Below are 18,760 nucleotides of genomic sequence, written 5' to 3'. Positions count from 1 at the left end.
TGTATAAGGTTTTACTTAGTGCCATATAGAAATTTAAATAGTGAAGAACGCAGAGAAGCCGTTAAAATTTTATACTCTAATGCTATTTCAGGCATTGCTATTTCCGCTGTTGTAAGTTTTATACTGGTATTTGCATTTGATTTAAGCAACCAACAAACATCCTATGAAAAAGGGATGTGGCTAACTATCATGATTTCGTTATTAGCTGCGCGCGCTGTTGATGTCATTTGCTTCGTAAGGGATAAAAATAACAACCCATTATTTTATGCGAATAATTACCTAAAGCGCTTTTCATTAGGGTGTATTTTAACATCTATCTCATGGTGTGGTTATGCGCTTTGGTTTCATGAAAGATCATCTACAATAGAAATAACCACTACTATCGCTATTTTGTCTGCCTTTGCTGGAGGCTCTGCCAACCTACTTTCTGGCAGTAGAATTACCGCGGTTGTCTATAGCTTTATATTACTGGCACCTTACTCGTTTTTATTAATGTTGTCTGATGCTAACTATAACCACGTATTAGGCATTTTAGGACTGACATTTACTGCGATCATGATGGCTTCCTCTTATAAGTCGGCATCATTTACTCAAAGCGCTATAAAACTAAGAAATCAAAATAGAGAATTACTCGATGAAATGGAAGACAAAGTAGAGCAACGTACCGAAGAAATTTATCGCTTATCAAACACAGACCCTCTTACAAACCTTTTCAACAGAACCGCGTTTTTAAAAAATGCAAATAAGCGTTTAAACGAAAACCCAGACGAGCCATTTGCTTTATTATTTGTAGACCTAGACGGATTTAAACAAATAAATGACACTTTAGGGCATAAAGTAGGCGATAAAGTATTAAAAGAAGTCGCCCGTAGAATTAGTAACGTATGCGATCAGCACCTGTATAAATGCAGATGGGGTGGTGACGAATTTTTAATTTTAACGATGTACCAAAGTAAAGCTCAGCTATTAGAGTTTGCAAATAACGTACTACTAAGTATTGGTGCAGATCATGAAAAGTATAAATACCAAAAATGGGTTTCAGCCACTATCGGTATTGCCATGTATCCTGAGCATGGCAATGAACTAAATACATTGATTCGTTCTGCTGATATCTCTATGTACCATCAAAAGCGCATAGCAAAAAGTAACGTAAATATTTATAACGATTCCCTTAGACTCAAGCAGGAACGCGAGACTCTATTAAGTTACCGCTTAGCCAGTGCAATAAAAGAAAATAGTTTGAGGCTTGTTTTTCAACCAATTGTTGATAGTAAAACAAATAAAGTTACGTCATTTGAATCGCTATTACGCTGGCAACTTGATGGAGAAGATATTTTTCCTGACGAATTTATCGCTATTGCTGAGCAGTACGGTTTAATTACCGATTTAGGCATTTGGGTCATAGAACAAGCATGTATCCAAGCGCAAAAGTTTAATAACCTAAAACCTCAAATTGCAGTGAGTGTGAATGTGTCGGTTATTCAGCTACAAGACCCAGACTTTGTTAACAAAGTAGTTGAAATAGTCAATTTATATACTGTAGAACCTGAAAACTTACATATTGAAATAACCGAATCTGTATTCGCAGAAGACAAACTCACATTTTTAACTGCTGTTAAAGCACTACAAAAGCAAGGTTTTTGTATTTCAATTGATGATTTTGGAACAGGCTATTCATCACTCTCTAGTATGCTTGATATTGGTGTTGATATAGTAAAAATAGACAGAAGCTTTATTCAAAATATGGATAAACGCGGTTTAAGTATTATCCATGCAATCGTTCAGATGGCCTCTTCACTTGATTTTATGGTCGTAGCTGAGGGCGTAGAAACCATAGAGCAATCTAATACACTAACAGATATTGGCGTATCTCACTTACAAGGTTACTACTTTTCAAAACCTATGGAGCAAGCATTTGTAGACTCATATTTAAATGAGCAAAATAAGCTCTGTAGCTAGTTTTTTTAAATTTTGTTCCAAGTCCTTATAAACACATTTTATTAAATAAATTATTACAATTACTTACACTAAGAAAATCTTTTATAGCGTAGTCTAATTGCATCTTAATCACTACAGTTTCACTTATTTGTAGTGGTACTAATTTTTGTAAAAGGATTTAACATGCTAAAGCCTCTTTGTTACTCACTTACCATTTTACTTACACCAGCAAGCGTTTTTGCACAAACAATGGTAATAAAAACAACAGATAAATTGATCACTACCGATACCCCCACTCTATTCGCTTATAACAAAGAGTCAAAGCAACTAGAGGTAATAAACTTGCTGAGCTCGCAGAGCTATGAGCTTACCTTACCTAAAAATGCATTTGGTTTTGATATAGCTACCATTGCAAATACAACAGATAAACAAGCCCTTGTGTTAACTAATAACGGTGTTTATAAAAGTACAGCAAAAGAAGCTGAGCTTTTATTTAATTACAGTTCAGTGATTAGCCAATTAAAAGTCGATAAATTTGAAAAAATAAATTTTGTTATTGATGCCAATAACGATGGCCTTAGCGATATTTTAATTCCAGGATTATCAAGCAGTACCTTATATATTCAAAATAATGAGGGAGCATTCAAGCCACATAAATTTGAACAAGCAGCTGAGTATAATGGGCGATTTTCAAAAGAAGGGCTATCTCTTGAGGTTAATATAAACAACCAACCTGTCGTCATTGATTTTAATAAAGACGGTGTAAGCGACTTAGTTTTTGCCAGCGACTTTGGTGCTAATGTTTTGTTAGCGGATGCACAAGGCTATGTCGATGCCTTAACCCCTATTAATTTTAATATTGAACTAGGCGAGCTAAGTAACGGCGAAACCCGAAAAATTAAGCAGCTCTTAGATGTAAACAACGATGGTTTTTTAGATTTTACTACTAGGCAATTTAAACCTACGCAAGGCATGGATTCGCTTGATATTAAAATTGCACATACGTTGTATTTAGGAAATGCGACAGGCTTTGCTACTTCATCTATTAATCTATTTAATACCGAAGGGCCAAGCGAGCTAGTATTAAAAACAGATTTCAATAACGATGGGCTCATTGATTTACAAAAAATAGATTTAGATATTGGCCTAGGCACAATCGCCTCAATGGCCATGGGCGGCGGTAGTACCGATGTAGATGTAGAAATGAATTTATATAAACAGCAAAGCGATGGAACCTTTTCTAATGAATCTAACATTGAGCTCGATTTAGAAATGGAAGTAGATATGAATGGAAGTGAGTCTTCTCCGGCTCTTTATCTAGGTGATATAAATGGCGATGGTCATATTGATGCAGTGTATAAATACAGTAAAAAAACTCTGCATATCTACTATGGTGAGCAAAACTCACTGCTGGATAAAAAACGTAAAAAGTTAAAATTAGTACTGCCTAAACACAATAAAGATATTTTGTTAGTCGATGTAAACCAAGACGGAAAAAAAGACTTTGTTTTTAAATTTACACAAAAAGATGGCACCAACAAAATTGAAACACAGTTAAATTAATAGCCTTAAAAATGCATAAAAAAAGCTCGGTAATGTAAAAACATTAACCGAGCTTTGGACTTAAGACCTAAGGATAAACAGTCAGCTTTACCTCAAATTATAACACCTAAGCTGTTACATTTAGCAGTGAGTCGCCTTCACTTAAACCAAACTTTTCTTGTACAGAAGATAAGATGGACTCTTTATCTTCATCAGATAGCTGGTTTGAATATTCGCTAAGTAATTCATCTAAGTAACTTACTACTTCGTCAGTATCAACAGACTCTAATGAATTTTGTGGCGGTGGCGGCGGACGTTGACCTTCAGGACGACCTGCATCGCCAATACTCTTGGCATCAAATTCAAGTTCACCCATTAAATCGGCAAGCTCTTTAGTGGGAGAAATACCCTGCTCTTGAAAAGCCGCCTGAATGCTTTGTGCATCTTCTGCACTTAAGTTTTCTGCATCAAACTCAGCGAGCGTTTCCTCTACAAAGTCAGTTTGTTCTTGTGTTAAAGCACTCGCCTGACTACTTTGCTGAGTTACAAAATTAGATGAACTACCAATACTGTTGATCATTTAATATCTCCTTTAGCGGCTACGACGTGGTGGCTTATGTTCACTTAATTCTTGTTCGCTAATTTCGCCATTTCCATCTGCGTCTATTTCATCGAAAATAGTTTGTGCATCACCTTGTGGTGGTGCGCTCTCACTAAATTCGGCAAAGCTTATAACACCATCGCCATCTGCATCTATAGTTGAAAAGTCAGGTTTAGGTGGTGGATTATCACCGCCTCGAGCAGCCACATTGGCAGAAAAAGCCATTGATAATAATGCAGCAGCTGCAAAAATAGAAAAATGCTTCATAGTGGTAACCTTGCGTTTAATATTAATTAGGGTGTACTGATAGACTACGCTGAAAAATAGCAAACATTGTGCAAACAATAAGGAAGTGAAAAAAGTACGGTTTTTAGCATGTTATTTTTACCTTGCTCACTATTTCAGTTATTGTGCTAAATAATTATTGAAAACAGCCAACTGTTCAAACTTTCAACAAATATATAAAGGTTTATTTAATTACATGTTTAATCTTTCTCTTTTTCTAGTTGCATCACAGTGAAAATACCAAAGCGCCTACAGCCCCTCGTTGATGATGGCTTAATTGACGAAGTAATCAGCCGCTTAATGAGCGGTAAAGAAGCCGACGTATTTGTAGTACGCAGTAGCGGTGAAATTCGCTGTGCGAAGGTGTATAAGGATGCGGTAAAACGTAGCTTTAAAAAAGCAGCCCAATATCAAGAAGGTCGTAAAGTGCGAGGTGGTCGACAAGCCCGTGCAATGGGTAAACGTTCAAGCTATGGCCGTCAATTAGAAGAAGAAATTTGGCAAAATGCTGAAGTAGACGCCCTTTCACGTTTATCGCGTGCTGGGGTGAGAGTACCTGATACTTATTACTGTATTGATGGCGTGCTGTTAATGGAACTTGTGTGTGATGAAGAGGGTGATGTAGCGCCGCAATTAGGCCACGTTACGCTAACTCAAGAGCAAGCCATTGAACAATACAAAATAATGATCCACAACATCAAATTGATGCTTTGTACGGGCCTTATTCATGGCGATTTATCTGAATTCAACGTATTAGTAGATAGTAATGGCCCTGTTATTATCGACCTACCTCAGGCCGTTAATGCAGCAGCTAATAACAGCGCCCAAGCGATGTTTAGTCGCGATGTGAACAATATGCGCCGTTATTATGGGCAGTTTGCACCAAGCTTATTACAAACACAGTACGCAAAAGAAATGTGGGCTTTATTTGAAGAAGCAAATCTAACACCTAATACAGTGTTAAGCGGTACATTTGAAGAAAGTGATGAGCTTGCTGATGTTGATTCAGTTTTAGATGAAATTCAAGCGGCCGAATATGAAGAGTTCGACCGTTTAGAACGTATTAAAAACGCTGACGAAGAATAAAAATACTCAAAGCTTAACTATTGAGGATGAACAAATCGATAACCCACCCCATAAACCGATTGAATAACACTGTCGGTTTGGGTGACTTCATCTAATTTTTTACGTAACTTTTTAATATGACTATCAATAGTACGATGACTCACGATCCGTTGGTCAGCGTACATAGTATCCATTAAGCTATCACGCGAAAAAATACGATTAGGGTTATTAAATAGAGGTTTAAATAACTGAAACTCAAAATTTGTAAGCTCTATGCTACTCGCTTTGTATTGCACGCTGTAAGTACTTTCATTTAGTTTCATTGTTGATGAACTAAGCTCACCAACACTTGTTAAGCGCCTTAAAATTGCCTTTACGCGCGCCACCAGCTCCGCATAACTAAACGGCTTACAAATATAATCATCGGCTCCTAGCTCTAGGCCTAGTAAACGGTCTATTTCCTCTACTTTCGCCGATACCATAATGATAGGCACATTAGAGAACTTTCTTATCGCTTTACACAGTTCAATACCACTTTGTCCTGGTAACATTATATCGAGTAATATTAAACTTGGCCTATTGTGCTCAAGCCAAGGTAACACCTCATTCCCATGATGAATTTTATGCGTTGCGTAATGATGGCTTGTTAAAAAGTCGCTCATTAAGTTAGCTAATTTTATTTCATCTTCAACGATAAGTATTTGATCTTCCATTCTGTCCTCTAAACCTTTATTAAGGGCAGGCGAATAATAATCGCTAAACCGCCTAAGCTCGCTTTTTCTGCGGCTATTTCACCTTGGTGGCCTTTTACGATATGTTGGCAAATTGATAAGCCTAAACCAGAGCCACCTTCTTGACGATTACGCGCGCTATCTACTCGATATAAGTATTCAAATAAGTGTGATAAATGAGATTCATCAACACCTACGCCATTGTCTTCAATTGCGATTTCTAAATAAGGTTGATTTTTAACCTCTATATTACTCGCAGTTAAAGAAATAGTTGTGCACTGTGCGTAATGTACGGCATTCATTAAAATATTATCCAGTAATTGTAATATACGCGTTTTATCTGCTTCAACAATGGCATGTTTAGCACTATTTAATAAATAAAAATTTATTTTATGCTGTTCAAACAACACTTGATATTTGTGCTCAATAGAGTTTAACAATAGGCCAATATCTGTTGGCTCTATGGTGTAATGCATACCGCCAAGCTCAGCACTATTGAGCATATGTAAATCATCAATTAAGCGTTTTAAATGAAGCGCTTCATCATTAGCAGAGCTAATATTTTTACTATTGGGCTCGCGTATGCCAAGTAGCATAGCTTCAAGCTCACCAAGTAAAATGCTCATGGGTGTTCTTAGCTCATGTGAAATATTAGCAAGCCAACGCTTACGTACTTGCTCGTCTTTAGCAAGTGTAAACGCAAGTGTATTAAAGTCTTCACTTAGTTGGCCTAATTCGTCTTTTCGATCCAATGAAAGCTTAGTGCTGTATTGCCCTTTCGTGAGCTTATGCATACCGCTTGCTATTTGTTTAACCGGATCAACCAAGTGGCGTGAAAGTAAAAAGGATAATAAAAGTGTGAGTAATACCGCAGTTAACGCTATCAGCCAAACATAATTAGTTTGTTGCTCTAAAAAGTCGAGTTCATAACCATCAGCTAAACTATCTCTTTTAGACACTGCAAGATATGCAATAACCTTATCATCTACAACAATGGGGGTTTTTATATAGGTTAAGTCGTTAAAATATTTACCGAAAATACGCTGCCCATTTTCATCAAGCAAAGCATAATGTGCTGTATGTTCAGGTGGTGGTCGGCGCTCTCGTTGTTCAAAACGTTCGTGATTTCTAGGCCTTCTATCTTCTCGCATAAAAGGTCTTTGTGGTATATCGGGTAAATCAGATAAAAACTGGCTTGAGCGCAACTGAGATTCAACCAACCTCAAAAATTGCATATCACTGCCAATAATGTAATCCCACGATGGCTTTTTTTCGTATTTTTGAGCCAATGTCACAGTTAAAGGCTCAAGCGCTTTTACTTCTTTTGCGTTTACAAAATCAATAACGCCTTGGCCTATACTGTACTGTATAAGCCCAACCAATCCAGCAATAATACTGAATGTGAAACTAAATAAAATTAAAAAAAGTTTGTTATGAATTTTCATTAATCTTCGTCTTCAACCTTACTTGGGAAGCTTTCAAATCTGTACGTTATTAACTTTTCACTTTCGTCGTTAATATACAATGTAGCGACTATTTTTTTACCTTGTGCTGTCCAATACATATGCCCATGATTATTAAGGGTCACTGATATAGTATTTATACCACGTTTAAATAAAGACGAGGGTAAATGTAGTGCATGTCCGTATATTCGTTGTATTTTAACGCCATTAATATACAAATGTGCATGCCCTTGTAAAAACCCGTTATTAGGATTTATCGTAGCAGTCATCATTTGCTGCATATTCATCTTTCCCGCCGGCGGTACCGATAGGTCGTAACGTTGAGTGTCTAGTATTAAGTTATAGCCCGACATACTATCTTTTAATAACGCAAGACTCAGCGCCGGTGTAGGTGCATCATTTGGCACTGCGATAGGCATGTGGCTATGATCCATCATTTCCTGCTGCGCAAAGAGCTTAAAGCTCAATAGCGCAGTAGTAACAAGGATCAGTGCGTATTTAATATAACGCATAGAAACTCCTTAAACGCCTGGCGGCGGACCCATCGTTTCGCCAGTATCACAGCTACCAATAGAGTTATCAGCAAGCTCACCTTTAAAGCGCGGGCCTATTTGATAAGGAAATGAAGGTTGTAATTTACCGTCGCTATCTAGCGTGAGTGTTATATGGTAATGATAGCCCTTGCCATCATTTGTATCATGGCCATTATGCTCATCAAGTTGAGCGCCTGTTACCGTTTTATGGGCGTAATAATAGTCTTCAAAATAGTAACCATCGTCAGCATTAAGTGTATTTCCAGAAAGTGTTGTTACTTCTTCACCTATATCCGGACCTGCTTCACTTTCTTGCGTACCTTGGCTAATATCGTACTGTTCAACTAACGTACAGCTTCGCTCTCCTTCGCTATCACAGCCCCCTTCACTTGTAGGAGCACCATAGTCACGCATTTCCCATCCACTTAAAGCAAGCTCTCCATTACTTTCGTATGGGCCATAAAGAGGATAACCATCGGCTGCAAAACCATAAATAGGAGAATGTGCATCGCCATCATCTTCTAATAAATCAGCTAAACAACTTGTGTAAAAATGATGATGGTATTCCCCATTTGCAGCATGTCCACCACATATATCAACATCATATTGCTCTGCAATTGGGGCTAATGTGTACCACACATTATTGCCATAACTCATACCATCACCCCAGTTAAATATACTGGTACCATTTACCATTAAGCCAACAGTACCTAAACCTGTTTCACATGTATCGGTGTCTGATAAATCAGTAGGCGTAACGGGAAAGTAAGCTTCTACACTTTGCTCTGTAGGACAACTTGGTCCTGGCGGCCAATAACCTGCGCCACCAGTGTCATTACAGTTTTGGGTACTGCTTTTATAACCAATGTCTTCGCCAAACAAAACGGTTTGCCCTGCAACTGCAGAGGTAACCCCATTATAAAAGTCGCTTGCTGCGCGCGGGCGATTGTTTAACGCATCAACCTGATCTTGCGTAAGAGTAATATCATATTTTGGAATATCCGTTGCTTGCACATACATGTATTCAACATCAGTGCTTTGTTCAGATACAGTTACCAGTTCGACCGACTGCACATCTTCAACAACACCACCATTATTTTGAATATAAGTAGATGTGGTATCGTTGTTAATTATCCAGCTTGCAAGCTTTGCATCTGTATTTGATACAACCACAGAGGCAACAACATTAATAGTAACGGTGTCGATAACAGCGCTATTTACGCCATCATCTGCGCTTAACTCAAATACTAGCGATTCATCAGCGAGTACTTCTGGCGCGGTAAATTCGCTCGTTAATGTTGTACTTGATGTGAGAGTAACAGCAGTCCCCGATGTTTGCGACCAAGTTACAGATACGTCATCATCATCTTCAACGCTTGCATTTAAATAGACGGTATCGCCTGCGTTAACTGTTTGATCAATACCCGCATCAATGCTAGGTACACTATTACTAACGGTATCGCTGTCTGACGTTGTGTCTGCTGAGTCGCTGTTACATGCCGTTAAAGCTATACACAGTGTACTTAACGCAAATAATTTGGTGATGTTTGAGGTATTATTTTTAAATTGTACTTTCACTATTTAACCTTTTACATTAACGTTTAATAAAATAAAGTTAACAAGTAAAAGTGCAAACAATGTGCACGAATTATGAAAGATTAAACGCCCACACTATGATGGACGTTTAACAGCAAATTTATCCCTTGTGGTTGCGTAGTAATCTCCGCCCATGCGCCCTACTGAATCTAAATTAGTAGGATCGATATAGCCATCAACAAATGTTTCATCTTCAACGCAAATACCAACAATATCTAACAGTATCATTTGCCCACCACCGGGTTCGTTTGAAAAAGTAATCACTTCTCTAAGCTTACATTCATAGCGTACTTTTGAATCTGCAACCCCAGGGGCAGCAACCATTTCACTCGCTACTTTAGTAATATTAGCCGCATCAAATTCACTCACATCACTGGCGTAGTTTGCGCAGCTTTGATTCATTTTTTCAACCTGAGAATGGCTTACAATATTAACTACACACTCTTTAGTAGCTAATACATTCGCTAAAGTATCTTTGATTGCTTTATCTCGAGGGTTTACCTGCGTAACACTCAGTACTGGCGGGTTACAGCTCGCTACAGTAAAAAAAGAATATGGCGCAACATTTGCTACTCCATCTTCATTTAATGTACTTACCCATGCAATAGGACGAGGACTAATCCCTCCCACTAGGTATGAGTACACATTCAAATCTTTATTTTTAGTTAAATCTAAAAACATATTTTTCCTTTTTAATATTTAAAGCTAAATCGTAATTTTAATATCTTACGTATAGGTACTTACAAACTCGCGCTGGTTTAATTATTAATGTTAAAACTTAGACTAATTTAACCACAGCATAAGTTATAAACCTAGCAAACCTAAATTAGTAATGAGTTAATTTTATTATTTAAAGTTATAAACAAATACATGCCTAAAAAAATAAACATAGTGTGGTTTAAACGCGATTTACGCCTTAGCGATCATCAGCCACTTAAAAATGCATTTAGTAATGGTTTACCCACATTACTACTCTATAATTTTGAGCCACTCATGCTTGCAGATCCGCATTATAACGAGCGACATTGGCGATTTGTTTATCAATCTATAATGGAAATAAATACGCAGCTTAAGCGCTTTAATGCCACCCTTTATGTTTTTAACCAAGACATGCTTGAGCTATTGAGCACCTTAAACTCACAATACCGTATAGAAAATATATTTAGCCATCAAGAAATTGGCCTAAATAACACCTTTGATCGAGATAAGTTAGTTAGCCATTGGTGTCAAACACAAAATATTAACTGGTTTGAGTCACAAACGGGCGCTGTTATTCGTGGCAAAAAAAATCGCAGTCATTGGAACGAACGTTGGCAACAAACAATGCAAGCTGACCTCGCAACCCCTAATTGGAAAAACATAAATACCGTTGCGCTCAATAACTATGTCACTCCAGAGCTGCCAAAAAGCTATACGCAAGAAAATGACAACTTTCAAATAGGCGGGCCATTACAAGCCCATAGTGTATTACACAGTTTTTTTGCAGAGCGCGGCAAGGGGTATCAAAAAGGAATATCTAGCCCAAGTTTAAGCCGTACTCATTGCTCTAGGCTTTCGCCTTATTTAGCGTGGGGTAATATAAGCCTTAAACAGGTGTACCAAAAGGCTATTGATGAATACCATTCAAAACACCCCAATAAAAAAGGCTGGAAACGCCCGCTTGCTGCATTTGTATCGCGCTTGCATTGGCATTGCCATTTTATGCAAAAGTTTGAGAGCGAATGCACGATGGAATTTAAAGCATTAAACCCGGGTTATCATGTATTTCCGTATCGTACCGATGAGCATGTAGAACGCGATATTGAGCGCTGGGCACAAGGCCAAACGGGTATCCCCATTATTGACGCTTGCATGCGCTGCTTAAAAGCCACCGGTTATATCAACTTTAGAATGCGCGCTATGCTTGTAAGCTTTGTAACACATCATTTAAATATCAGTTGGCAGCAGGCAAGTTTACCGCTGGCAAATTACTTTTTAGACTTTGAACCTGGTATTCACTATCCGCAAATACAAATGCAGGCCTCTGTTACGGGTATTAATACTATTAGGCATTACAACCCGATTAAGCAATCTGAAGACCAAGATCCAACCGGCGCCTTTATTAAAAAGTGGTGCCCCGAACTTGAAAAACTACCAATAGAATATTTACACGAGCCTTGGCAACAAACACCAATGGAAGCATTATTTAACGACTTTAAATTAGGAGAAGATTACCCAGAACCCATGCTTGATTTAACCGATGCTTCAAAGCAAGCACGCGAACGCTTATGGCAATACCGCGAGCGAGCAGACGTTAAGCGTGCTATTCCTAATATATTAAAAAGACACGTGGGGTTTACTCGCACAGTAAAACAAAAAACAAAGAGTGCTCAACATGGCGCATAAAAAATTACATCTGCCACAAAAAATATGCCCTGTTTGTAATAAGCCATTTGCATGGCGTAAAAAATGGCAACGCGATTGGGATAACGTTATTTACTGCTCAGAGCGCTGTAAACGTAATAAAAATTAGCGCCTATTTATCCATCACTCCTCCACATCAGTATTTACAGACTGGCGCTTATTTTGCTGCGTTACTGCTAACAGTGCTTTACAGGGCCTTACCTAAGCTTCTATGTAAATAACGCTTATTAGGTCTGAAAAGCTTACATTCATAGCAAGGAGAAGATGATGACGATTAAAAAAACGGCAAACTCAACGTGGTCTGGTGATATTAAAACAGGCAAAGGCAGTATTTCTACACAAAGTGGCGCACTTGATAAACAACCGTATGGCTTTAATACCCGCTTTGAAGATGAGCCTGGGTCAAACCCTGAGGAGCTAGTAGGTGCGGCGCACAGTGCCTGTTTTAGTATGGCGTTGTCACTTGCATTAGGTGATGCTGGCTTTACAGCCGATAAAATTGATACCAAAGCCACAGTGAGCCTTGATGAAGTAGATGATGGCTTTGCAGTGACGCACATAGCACTTGAAGTAAACGCACGTATTAAAGATATTGCTAACGAGCAATTTCAGGCATTGTGTGAGCAAACTAAAAAAGAGTGCCCTATCTCAAAGCTGCTCAATACCGAAATATCACTTGATGCAACGCTCGAAAGCGCCTCATAGACCGCTAATACTTAAATCCTAAAATTAAGAAGCTTAAGCCAAGTAAATTATTACTTGGCTTACTATGCACTACCCACACCTTTTTGAAGTGGTTAAATCTAACATATCTTTAAGTAGCGCAATCCCCATACCCAACGCGGGCCAAACTACCCATAAATTATTTGGCGATGTAATTAAATTAATTGCTGTAAAAAATACTAATACAGCTAAGTAACGTTTTAGGTTTTCGAAAAATTTTGATGTATTCATGTTTACTCTCCTCTAAAAATGTAAGGTCATTATTGCCTTAATTTTTAAGCTTTGGAGGTGTTATTTGTCATCAGTTAATATGACACTTGTCACTTATTTATACCTGCCTGTTTTATCTTTAGTTTCTACTTTTATAATTAGTCAATCTCATCGCTGTAAGCGCAAAAAACTAACGTCAACACCATTACAATATTAAGCAAAACAGTTAAATGCCACTTATTAAAGTGACATTATTTAAGTTTAACTTATTGCTTACCAGACCATGCTTGCACTAGCTGTGTTAGTTGCTGCTTTACGTTATTGCTCGCAATTGCCTGAGTTAAAGATTGTGTTAGGACTTTAATTTCATCCTTATTATTATTTTGCGCAATTATCTCCCCTAGCTGTTGAGCAAGCATAGCAAGAGTATGGTTAACACTATTGGCCTCAAGTGTTTTATTAAGCTCGCTTAGTTGCGCTTGATTGCTATTTTTCTCAATTGCAGTAACTAACTGCGCAACACTGTTTTGATTTGGCGCCTGACTTAAAGCAGAGTTAAGCGTGTCATTGAGGGTATTAAACCAATGACGGCTGTCTAAATTGGTTAGATTTTTACCCACAGTACTAAGTGTCTCGCTATAATCGTAACTCAGGTTACTTTTACTGAGCTTATCTGCGATACCTTCTAACGATTCGTGCAAATAACCCATTTGCTCCACAGCCATCATTACTGGGCTACCAGCACCATCAAGTTTATTTAACCTAACAAAGTCAGCTTTAATTTGCTCATAGCGCGCTTGTTCATGCTCTGTTGCATTACCTCGCAGTTGAGCTAATTTAAGTAGGTTCTCTTCAGAACCTTTACTGAGTGTTTGCGCTTCACCTCGGTAATGATCGCAAATTAAATTCTCAAGCTCTTCGTCATTCATGGCTGCAACCACTTTTTCAGCCATTTTATTCATATTACGGTAACTACCTTGCAGCTTAAATGGCGGTTCTGTGCGGTAGTTGTTGTCTTGTGCAGCAGAAGCAATATATTGCGCATTGACTTTTAATACAGTGTCTCTGATAGTGATTAGCTTATTAATAACCGCTTTAATCTCGTTGGCTTCAGCTTGTGAGTAGCCATATTCAAGCTCGTTTAATGGTATACCCTCGCCTTGGCAAATACGCACGAATTTGTATAAGTCTTCCATATTTCTGTTTGCCAGCGGCGCAAGCACTGAGTTAGACGTAAGGGCGTTTTCTATAAAGCTCATTGCAAACTCTTGTTCGCACCCTGCCAACGTATCACCTAAGTTATAAATATCGGCACGGTTAGCAAGCATATCTGGTATTTTAAAACTCTCTCCTGATTCGGTATAGGGGTTACCCGCCATAACCACAGCAAACTTTTTACCGCGTAAGTCATACGTTTTACTTTTGCCATTCCACACGCCATCAATTCGGCGCGAGCCATCACATAACGAAATAAACTTTTGTAAAAACTCAGGGTTTGTATGCTGAATATCATCTAAATAAAGCATTACGTTATTGCCCATTTCAAAGCTTTGATTGATTTTAGCAATCTCTTTTTCGGCAGTTGCGTTAATGGCCTGAGATGGGTCGAGTGATACTTGGTCGTGCCCTATTGATGGACAATTCACTTTTACAAATGTTAAGCCTAAGCGGTTAGCTACATATTCAACTAACGTGGTTTTACCATACCCTGGCGGCGATATAAGTAATAGCATACCCATCAAATCGGTACGTTTATTTTTACCGGCTGAGCCAATTTGTTTTGCTAAGTTATCGCCAATAATTGGAAAGTACACTTTATTAATAAGCTGGTTTCGCACAAATGAGCTTAAAGGCCGCGCTTTAAATTCATCTAATTGTAGGCGCTCTTTTTGCTCTGCTAAAATTTCACTACGTAGAGAATGGTATTGCTCAAAGGCAGGCGCTTGCCCAGTAATATACTCACGCGTACGTGCATAAAACGACGCGTAATCAACTTGTAGGGTTTGCTCACTTATTTGCTTATGTTGCCCCATCAACCCACTAACAGTGTTATCAGTATCTACATCTAAAACATTGTATTTAAAAGAAGTAGTGGCTGTTAAATGAAGGTAATTCGCTGCTTCAGCTTGAACTTCAGCGCTAATATTACTGTGTTGTAAACAATAGGCATTTAGCCAACTTAAATAAAGTAGACCGCGCTCATCTGCGCTATTAAGTGTGGTGTTAGCCTGGGTTAGCTCTTTACTAAACCCCTTACTATTTGCATCACTATTAAACTGCTCGGCGAGTTTTTTAGCTTGCTGAGATACTATAAACAGAGGTTCATCTGCACTTTTTTGCTGCGCCAATTGCTTAATTAAATATGCTGCGCTGAGCTCACTTGATAAATCACTAAAGTGCACAAGCATACGAGGTATCGTATTTAAAAACTCGCTAATATGCTCACTCAGTTGAGATGTTAAAGCGCTAATAAAGTTAATTGCGCCAAAGTGCGTTTCCATCAACAATGCATTTTTTGCTTGGTGATAAAAAGTAGCTAACTGATCCACTGACAATTGCGCGCTGTATAGCTGCGCAACTACCCTACAACTTACTGGATAAATGAGTAAATCAAGAGTGCTTTTTTGATTAAGTAACGACTCTATTATTGCACTAGCGTCGTGATCGTGTATGCCCTTTTCGTAACCTTCTTGGTAACGAGGCTCTGCAAATTTTTGCACTACATTTAAAAGCGTACTGTCATCTTTAGCTTGCTGCAATTGTGTAAATGTAAGTGCATGCTCACTATTTTCGCAGGCTAATAAAATTTGCGCAGCTAAATATTCACCTCGATAAATAGTGCTGTTTTCAGACACTAGCGCTTGCTGCCACAAGTGACGGCTTTGCGCTAATGTTTCAACACTTTTTGCATCGGTAATTGGCTCAAAATAATCGGTGCCTGTTAAATGCAGCATTAGCTGCTCATCGCGAGGCAGTAACGTTAAATCAAGTAATTGCTTATTAACGCTAAATGCGTGCTTACCTATGCTTACCGTATTACCGCCATCGGTAAATATATCTTGCTTGTCACGTAATGAGCGAATGCCCTGATCTTTACTCGCTTTTAGTTTTGACTGAATATCATCGGCACGTATTTCATCGCCAATATCTTTTAACTCTTGCGTAAGTGCACGCAACTTACTGATCATCGGATCAGCTGCAAAGTAGGTGTTTAGCGCATCTAACTCAGTGAAACTTTGCGATCGTCGATTAACGCCCTGTAAAATACGCTCTGCGGCATTCGCTAAATTAAGTGCACGGCGCTGACGCGCATCTATTAAACTTTGCTTATGCGCTTCAAAGCTTTCGTAAACGTCGTCTCGCTTGGCTATTATTTCACTGAGGTATTCATCAAAGTCGCTAAATTGCGACTCTAGCTCTTCTAGCTGTATTAACAAACGCGATAATTGATCGTCACACGCCTCAGGGGTTTTTGCATTATTTAATGCATTAGTAATGCTTTGTGAGAATAACTTAAAGCGGGCGGCAAACTCAGCTTTAGCCTCAACACTGCCTAAGCTTTTTTGACGCATTTCTATGCCTGCTTTCGCCCTATTAACTAACGCATATACACCGCTAATATCTTCTAAAATTTGAGTACGAATACGGCTATCGTCTATGTCTAAATCAAGCATTGTGTGGTTAAGTAAATCAAGCTCCACACTTTGTTTATCAAGCTCGGCAATATAGGTCTTAAGTTCGGTTACGCTTTCACTCTTAGCACTTAGCTCTTCAAGTTCTTTTAATTTTTTATGATACGGTTCAAGTGCTGATGATTGCTGTAAAAAAGCAGCAGTAGCTTGGCTTACACCGCTCAAGTGCTCATCTACATCGCCCTGTAGCTGATTAAGCGCACCTATATCTATGTACTTGATATCTTCAAGGCTGATTATTTGCCCTTTTAGCACTTTTAACGAATCTATTGCTGTTACAAACTCTGATACCGCTTTAAAGCTATCGGGACGAACCTCTCGTGTTACTTCTGTGTACTGTTTAGTAATATCGGCAAGAGCTTGCTTAGCTTTGTTTTGTATTTCAGTTACTTTTTCAAATTCATCAAGTACTTGTTCAGCTGTCTCAAAAATACTGTGTAAGCTTTGTGCTATTTCTGCAAACTCACTTTCGTTAAGCCAGTGATAGCGGTCAAAAATATTACGGCTCAGCGATATCATGTCCTCGTAGTGAAACAAACTTGGGCTTTGCTCGTTAATCGCTTTGCATACGCTATATAAATCTGAAATACCGCGTACTAAATCTGGGTTACCAATTTTTCCAAAAAAACTTGTTAACGCAGGTGCGTTAGCAGCAAACTCAGCTGATACAAATGGGCTTTGCCATATTTGAATAGGGTGTACGCGCTCGGCTTGTTCTTTATCCGCCTTAAAAGTGAGTGTTACACCATCGTTGTAAATACCGTAACCGTGGCAGTAAATTGGGTTTTGTAAGTTTTTATCAATAATGTTGTAGGCAAATAAAGCATAGCGTCCTTCGCTTGGCTCATAAAATACATACAATACATCTTCGCCATTGGGCGATTTAACTTGTCGATGAAATTCTAAATCATCAATTTGTTCTTCAAATGAGCGAGCCTGCCCCGATTGTAAATAATAACCACCAGGGAAAATAATACCGTGATCTTCGGGTAAAGTAACACAGGCACTGCCAATGGCATCTTGGCGCATTACCTGTGAAGTACGGCTATTAAAAATAAAATAGCGCCATTGTTTTTCACGATACGGCAAAATTTTAAGTAAGATTAAATCGCCCACCTGCGCGTATTCAACTTCGCTATCAGCAAGTGATTGGTTTTTATCTTCAACGGGTTCTTGATGAATGCCTTCACCGGTTTCGGTGCTGTTTTCTATTTTTATGGTGAGCGTGCCACCAATGGTTTCTACAAATACGGTGTCGGCTATGCTTATATGCCCGTGACGCCCTTCAACGTGGTCGCTACGGTCTGTTTTTTGCCATTCAAAATCATAGTCGTGTGCGTGTTTAATATCGCGCTCACCACGGTTATCTATATAATTAATAGTATTGTCAGGGTGTATTTCCCACCTAAACACTCGCACATCAGAGAGTTTTTCACCGATTTGAAATAGCGCAAATAACTTACCGTTTTGTTGATATAAGTGCTGTAGCTTAGTTTGTTTGTAGTAAGTATAAAGCTCTTCGAAATCTCTAATAAAACGAGTATCGGTTAAAAATAATGTTTTTTCTGGGTATGGCTCAATTTCAAAGTGATCCTCTTGTTGAACCAATTTATGCACACTAAATACATCATCAATTGAGGTTTCTTTTTTCAGACCCAAAAACACGTTGTAAGCAAAAATAACTTTATCGCCAACAATCACAATATCGCGTGGCGTACAGTTTTGCTCAGTTCGCGCACGCACCCGCCCTTTTACTTGAAGCTCTGTACTACCAAACTCGCTAATACGCGAGGCATTAACCGTATCTGTTTGCGTTTTGAGTGTTGCACCAAAGTTATTTAATCGACGCTTAATTAAATCGTACGATCCCTGCTCTAAAGCATGTTGTGTTGAGTCCGTCATTAAACCTTTCCTACAGTATTACTTTTGTATGTGTGATCAAAAAAGCCGTAATGTTAACTATTACGGCTATAGATTG

15 protein-coding genes are annotated in these 18,760 nt (G+C 38.5%); 6 read left to right on the top strand and 9 right to left on the bottom strand.

Annotated features, from left to right (window positions below; genetic code table 11):
* The first annotated feature begins 18 nt into the window (after nt 1-18).
* Together J8L73_RS03125 and J8L73_RS03120 are read left to right on the top strand one after the other, a co-directional pair.
* Nucleotides 19-1,959, top strand: coding sequence for a bifunctional diguanylate cyclase/phosphodiesterase (locus J8L73_RS03125; RefSeq protein WP_211014761.1), 1,941 nt, complete (start codon nt 19-21; stop codon nt 1,957-1,959).
* A 162-nt stretch (nt 1,960-2,121) separates the two neighbouring features.
* Nucleotides 2,122-3,501 carry a VCBS repeat-containing protein gene (locus J8L73_RS03120; protein WP_211014760.1) on the top strand — a complete coding sequence of 460 codons (1,380 nt, stop codon included), beginning with the start codon at nt 2,122-2,124 and terminating at the stop codon, nt 3,499-3,501.
* Between the two features lie 106 nt (nt 3,502-3,607).
* Here the strand turns inward: J8L73_RS03120 and J8L73_RS03115 are convergent, their stop codons facing one another.
* Together J8L73_RS03115 and J8L73_RS03110 are read right to left on the bottom strand one after the other, a co-directional pair.
* On the bottom strand, nt 3,608-4,060 hold the full coding sequence (locus J8L73_RS03115; RefSeq protein WP_211014758.1) for a hypothetical protein: 453 nt from the start codon (nt 4,058-4,060) through the stop codon (nt 3,608-3,610).
* Nucleotides 4,061-4,072: 12 nt separating this feature from the next.
* On the bottom strand, nt 4,073-4,348 hold the full coding sequence (locus J8L73_RS03110) for an EF-hand domain-containing protein (protein ID WP_211000052.1): 276 nt from the start codon (nt 4,346-4,348) through the stop codon (nt 4,073-4,075).
* 249 nt (nt 4,349-4,597) lie between these two features.
* Here J8L73_RS03110 and J8L73_RS03105 point away from each other — a divergent pair, with 249 nt between their 5' ends.
* The gene (locus J8L73_RS03105; RefSeq protein WP_211014756.1) at nt 4,598-5,452 is read left to right on the top strand and encodes a PA4780 family RIO1-like protein kinase; all 855 of its coding nucleotides are present in this window, start codon (nt 4,598-4,600) and stop codon (nt 5,450-5,452) included.
* A gap of 17 nt (nt 5,453-5,469) precedes the next feature.
* Here J8L73_RS03105 and J8L73_RS03100 read toward each other — a convergent pair whose 3' ends face one another.
* The 5 genes from J8L73_RS03100 to J8L73_RS03080 all read right to left on the bottom strand — a co-directional run bounded on the left by J8L73_RS03100 (nt 5,470) and on the right by J8L73_RS03080 (nt 10,435).
* The gene (locus tag J8L73_RS03100) at nt 5,470-6,144 is read right to left on the bottom strand and encodes a response regulator (protein ID WP_138612212.1); all 675 of its coding nucleotides are present in this window, start codon (nt 6,142-6,144) and stop codon (nt 5,470-5,472) included.
* Between the two features lie 8 nt (nt 6,145-6,152).
* Nucleotides 6,153-7,607, bottom strand: a complete 1,455-nt coding sequence (locus tag J8L73_RS03095) for an ATP-binding protein (protein WP_211000055.1) — start codon at nt 7,605-7,607, stop codon at nt 6,153-6,155.
* Entirely contained in the window at nt 7,607-8,137 is a 531-nt protein-coding gene (locus tag J8L73_RS03090; protein WP_211000056.1) for a hypothetical protein, read from the bottom strand. The genes J8L73_RS03095 and J8L73_RS03090 overlap by 1 nt, the downstream gene beginning before the upstream one ends.
* Before the next feature lie 9 nt (nt 8,138-8,146).
* Nucleotides 8,147-9,736, bottom strand: a complete 1,590-nt coding sequence (locus tag J8L73_RS03085) for a YHYH protein (RefSeq protein ID WP_211014754.1) — start codon at nt 9,734-9,736, stop codon at nt 8,147-8,149.
* A 93-nt stretch (nt 9,737-9,829) separates the two neighbouring features.
* The gene (locus tag J8L73_RS03080; protein WP_211014752.1) at nt 9,830-10,435 is read right to left on the bottom strand and encodes a flavin reductase family protein; all 606 of its coding nucleotides are present in this window, start codon (nt 10,433-10,435) and stop codon (nt 9,830-9,832) included.
* 189 nt (nt 10,436-10,624) lie between these two features.
* Here J8L73_RS03080 and J8L73_RS03075 point away from each other — a divergent pair, with 189 nt between their 5' ends.
* The 3 genes from J8L73_RS03075 (at nt 10,625) to J8L73_RS03065 (ending at nt 12,862) form a co-directional block, all read left to right on the top strand.
* The gene (locus tag J8L73_RS03075) at nt 10,625-12,139 is read left to right on the top strand and encodes a deoxyribodipyrimidine photo-lyase (protein ID WP_211014750.1); all 1,515 of its coding nucleotides are present in this window, start codon (nt 10,625-10,627) and stop codon (nt 12,137-12,139) included.
* Nucleotides 12,129-12,266: a DUF2256 domain-containing protein gene (locus tag J8L73_RS03070; RefSeq protein WP_138540660.1), complete on the top strand. Its 138-nt coding sequence runs from the start codon at nt 12,129-12,131 to the stop codon at nt 12,264-12,266. The genes J8L73_RS03075 and J8L73_RS03070 overlap by 11 nt, the downstream gene beginning before the upstream one ends.
* A 158-nt stretch (nt 12,267-12,424) precedes the next feature.
* Complete coding sequence (locus tag J8L73_RS03065) at nt 12,425-12,862, top strand: OsmC family protein (RefSeq protein WP_211000097.1); 438 nt, start codon at nt 12,425-12,427, stop codon at nt 12,860-12,862.
* 69 nt (nt 12,863-12,931) lie between these two features.
* Here J8L73_RS03065 and J8L73_RS03060 read toward each other — a convergent pair whose 3' ends face one another.
* Nucleotides 12,932-13,111 carry a 2TM domain-containing protein gene (locus J8L73_RS03060; protein WP_211014748.1) on the bottom strand — a complete coding sequence of 60 codons (180 nt, stop codon included), beginning with the start codon at nt 13,109-13,111 and terminating at the stop codon, nt 12,932-12,934.
* A gap of 245 nt (nt 13,112-13,356) precedes the next feature.
* Entirely contained in the window at nt 13,357-18,684 is a 5,328-nt protein-coding gene (locus J8L73_RS03055) for a DNA repair ATPase (protein WP_211014746.1), read from the bottom strand.
* Nucleotides 18,685-18,760 lie beyond the last annotated feature (76 nt).

This window comes from Pseudoalteromonas sp. MMG006, assembly GCF_018101025.1.
Classification (GTDB): domain Bacteria; phylum Pseudomonadota; class Gammaproteobacteria; order Enterobacterales; family Alteromonadaceae; genus Pseudoalteromonas.
This window is presented reverse-complemented; position numbering and strand designations above follow the sequence as displayed.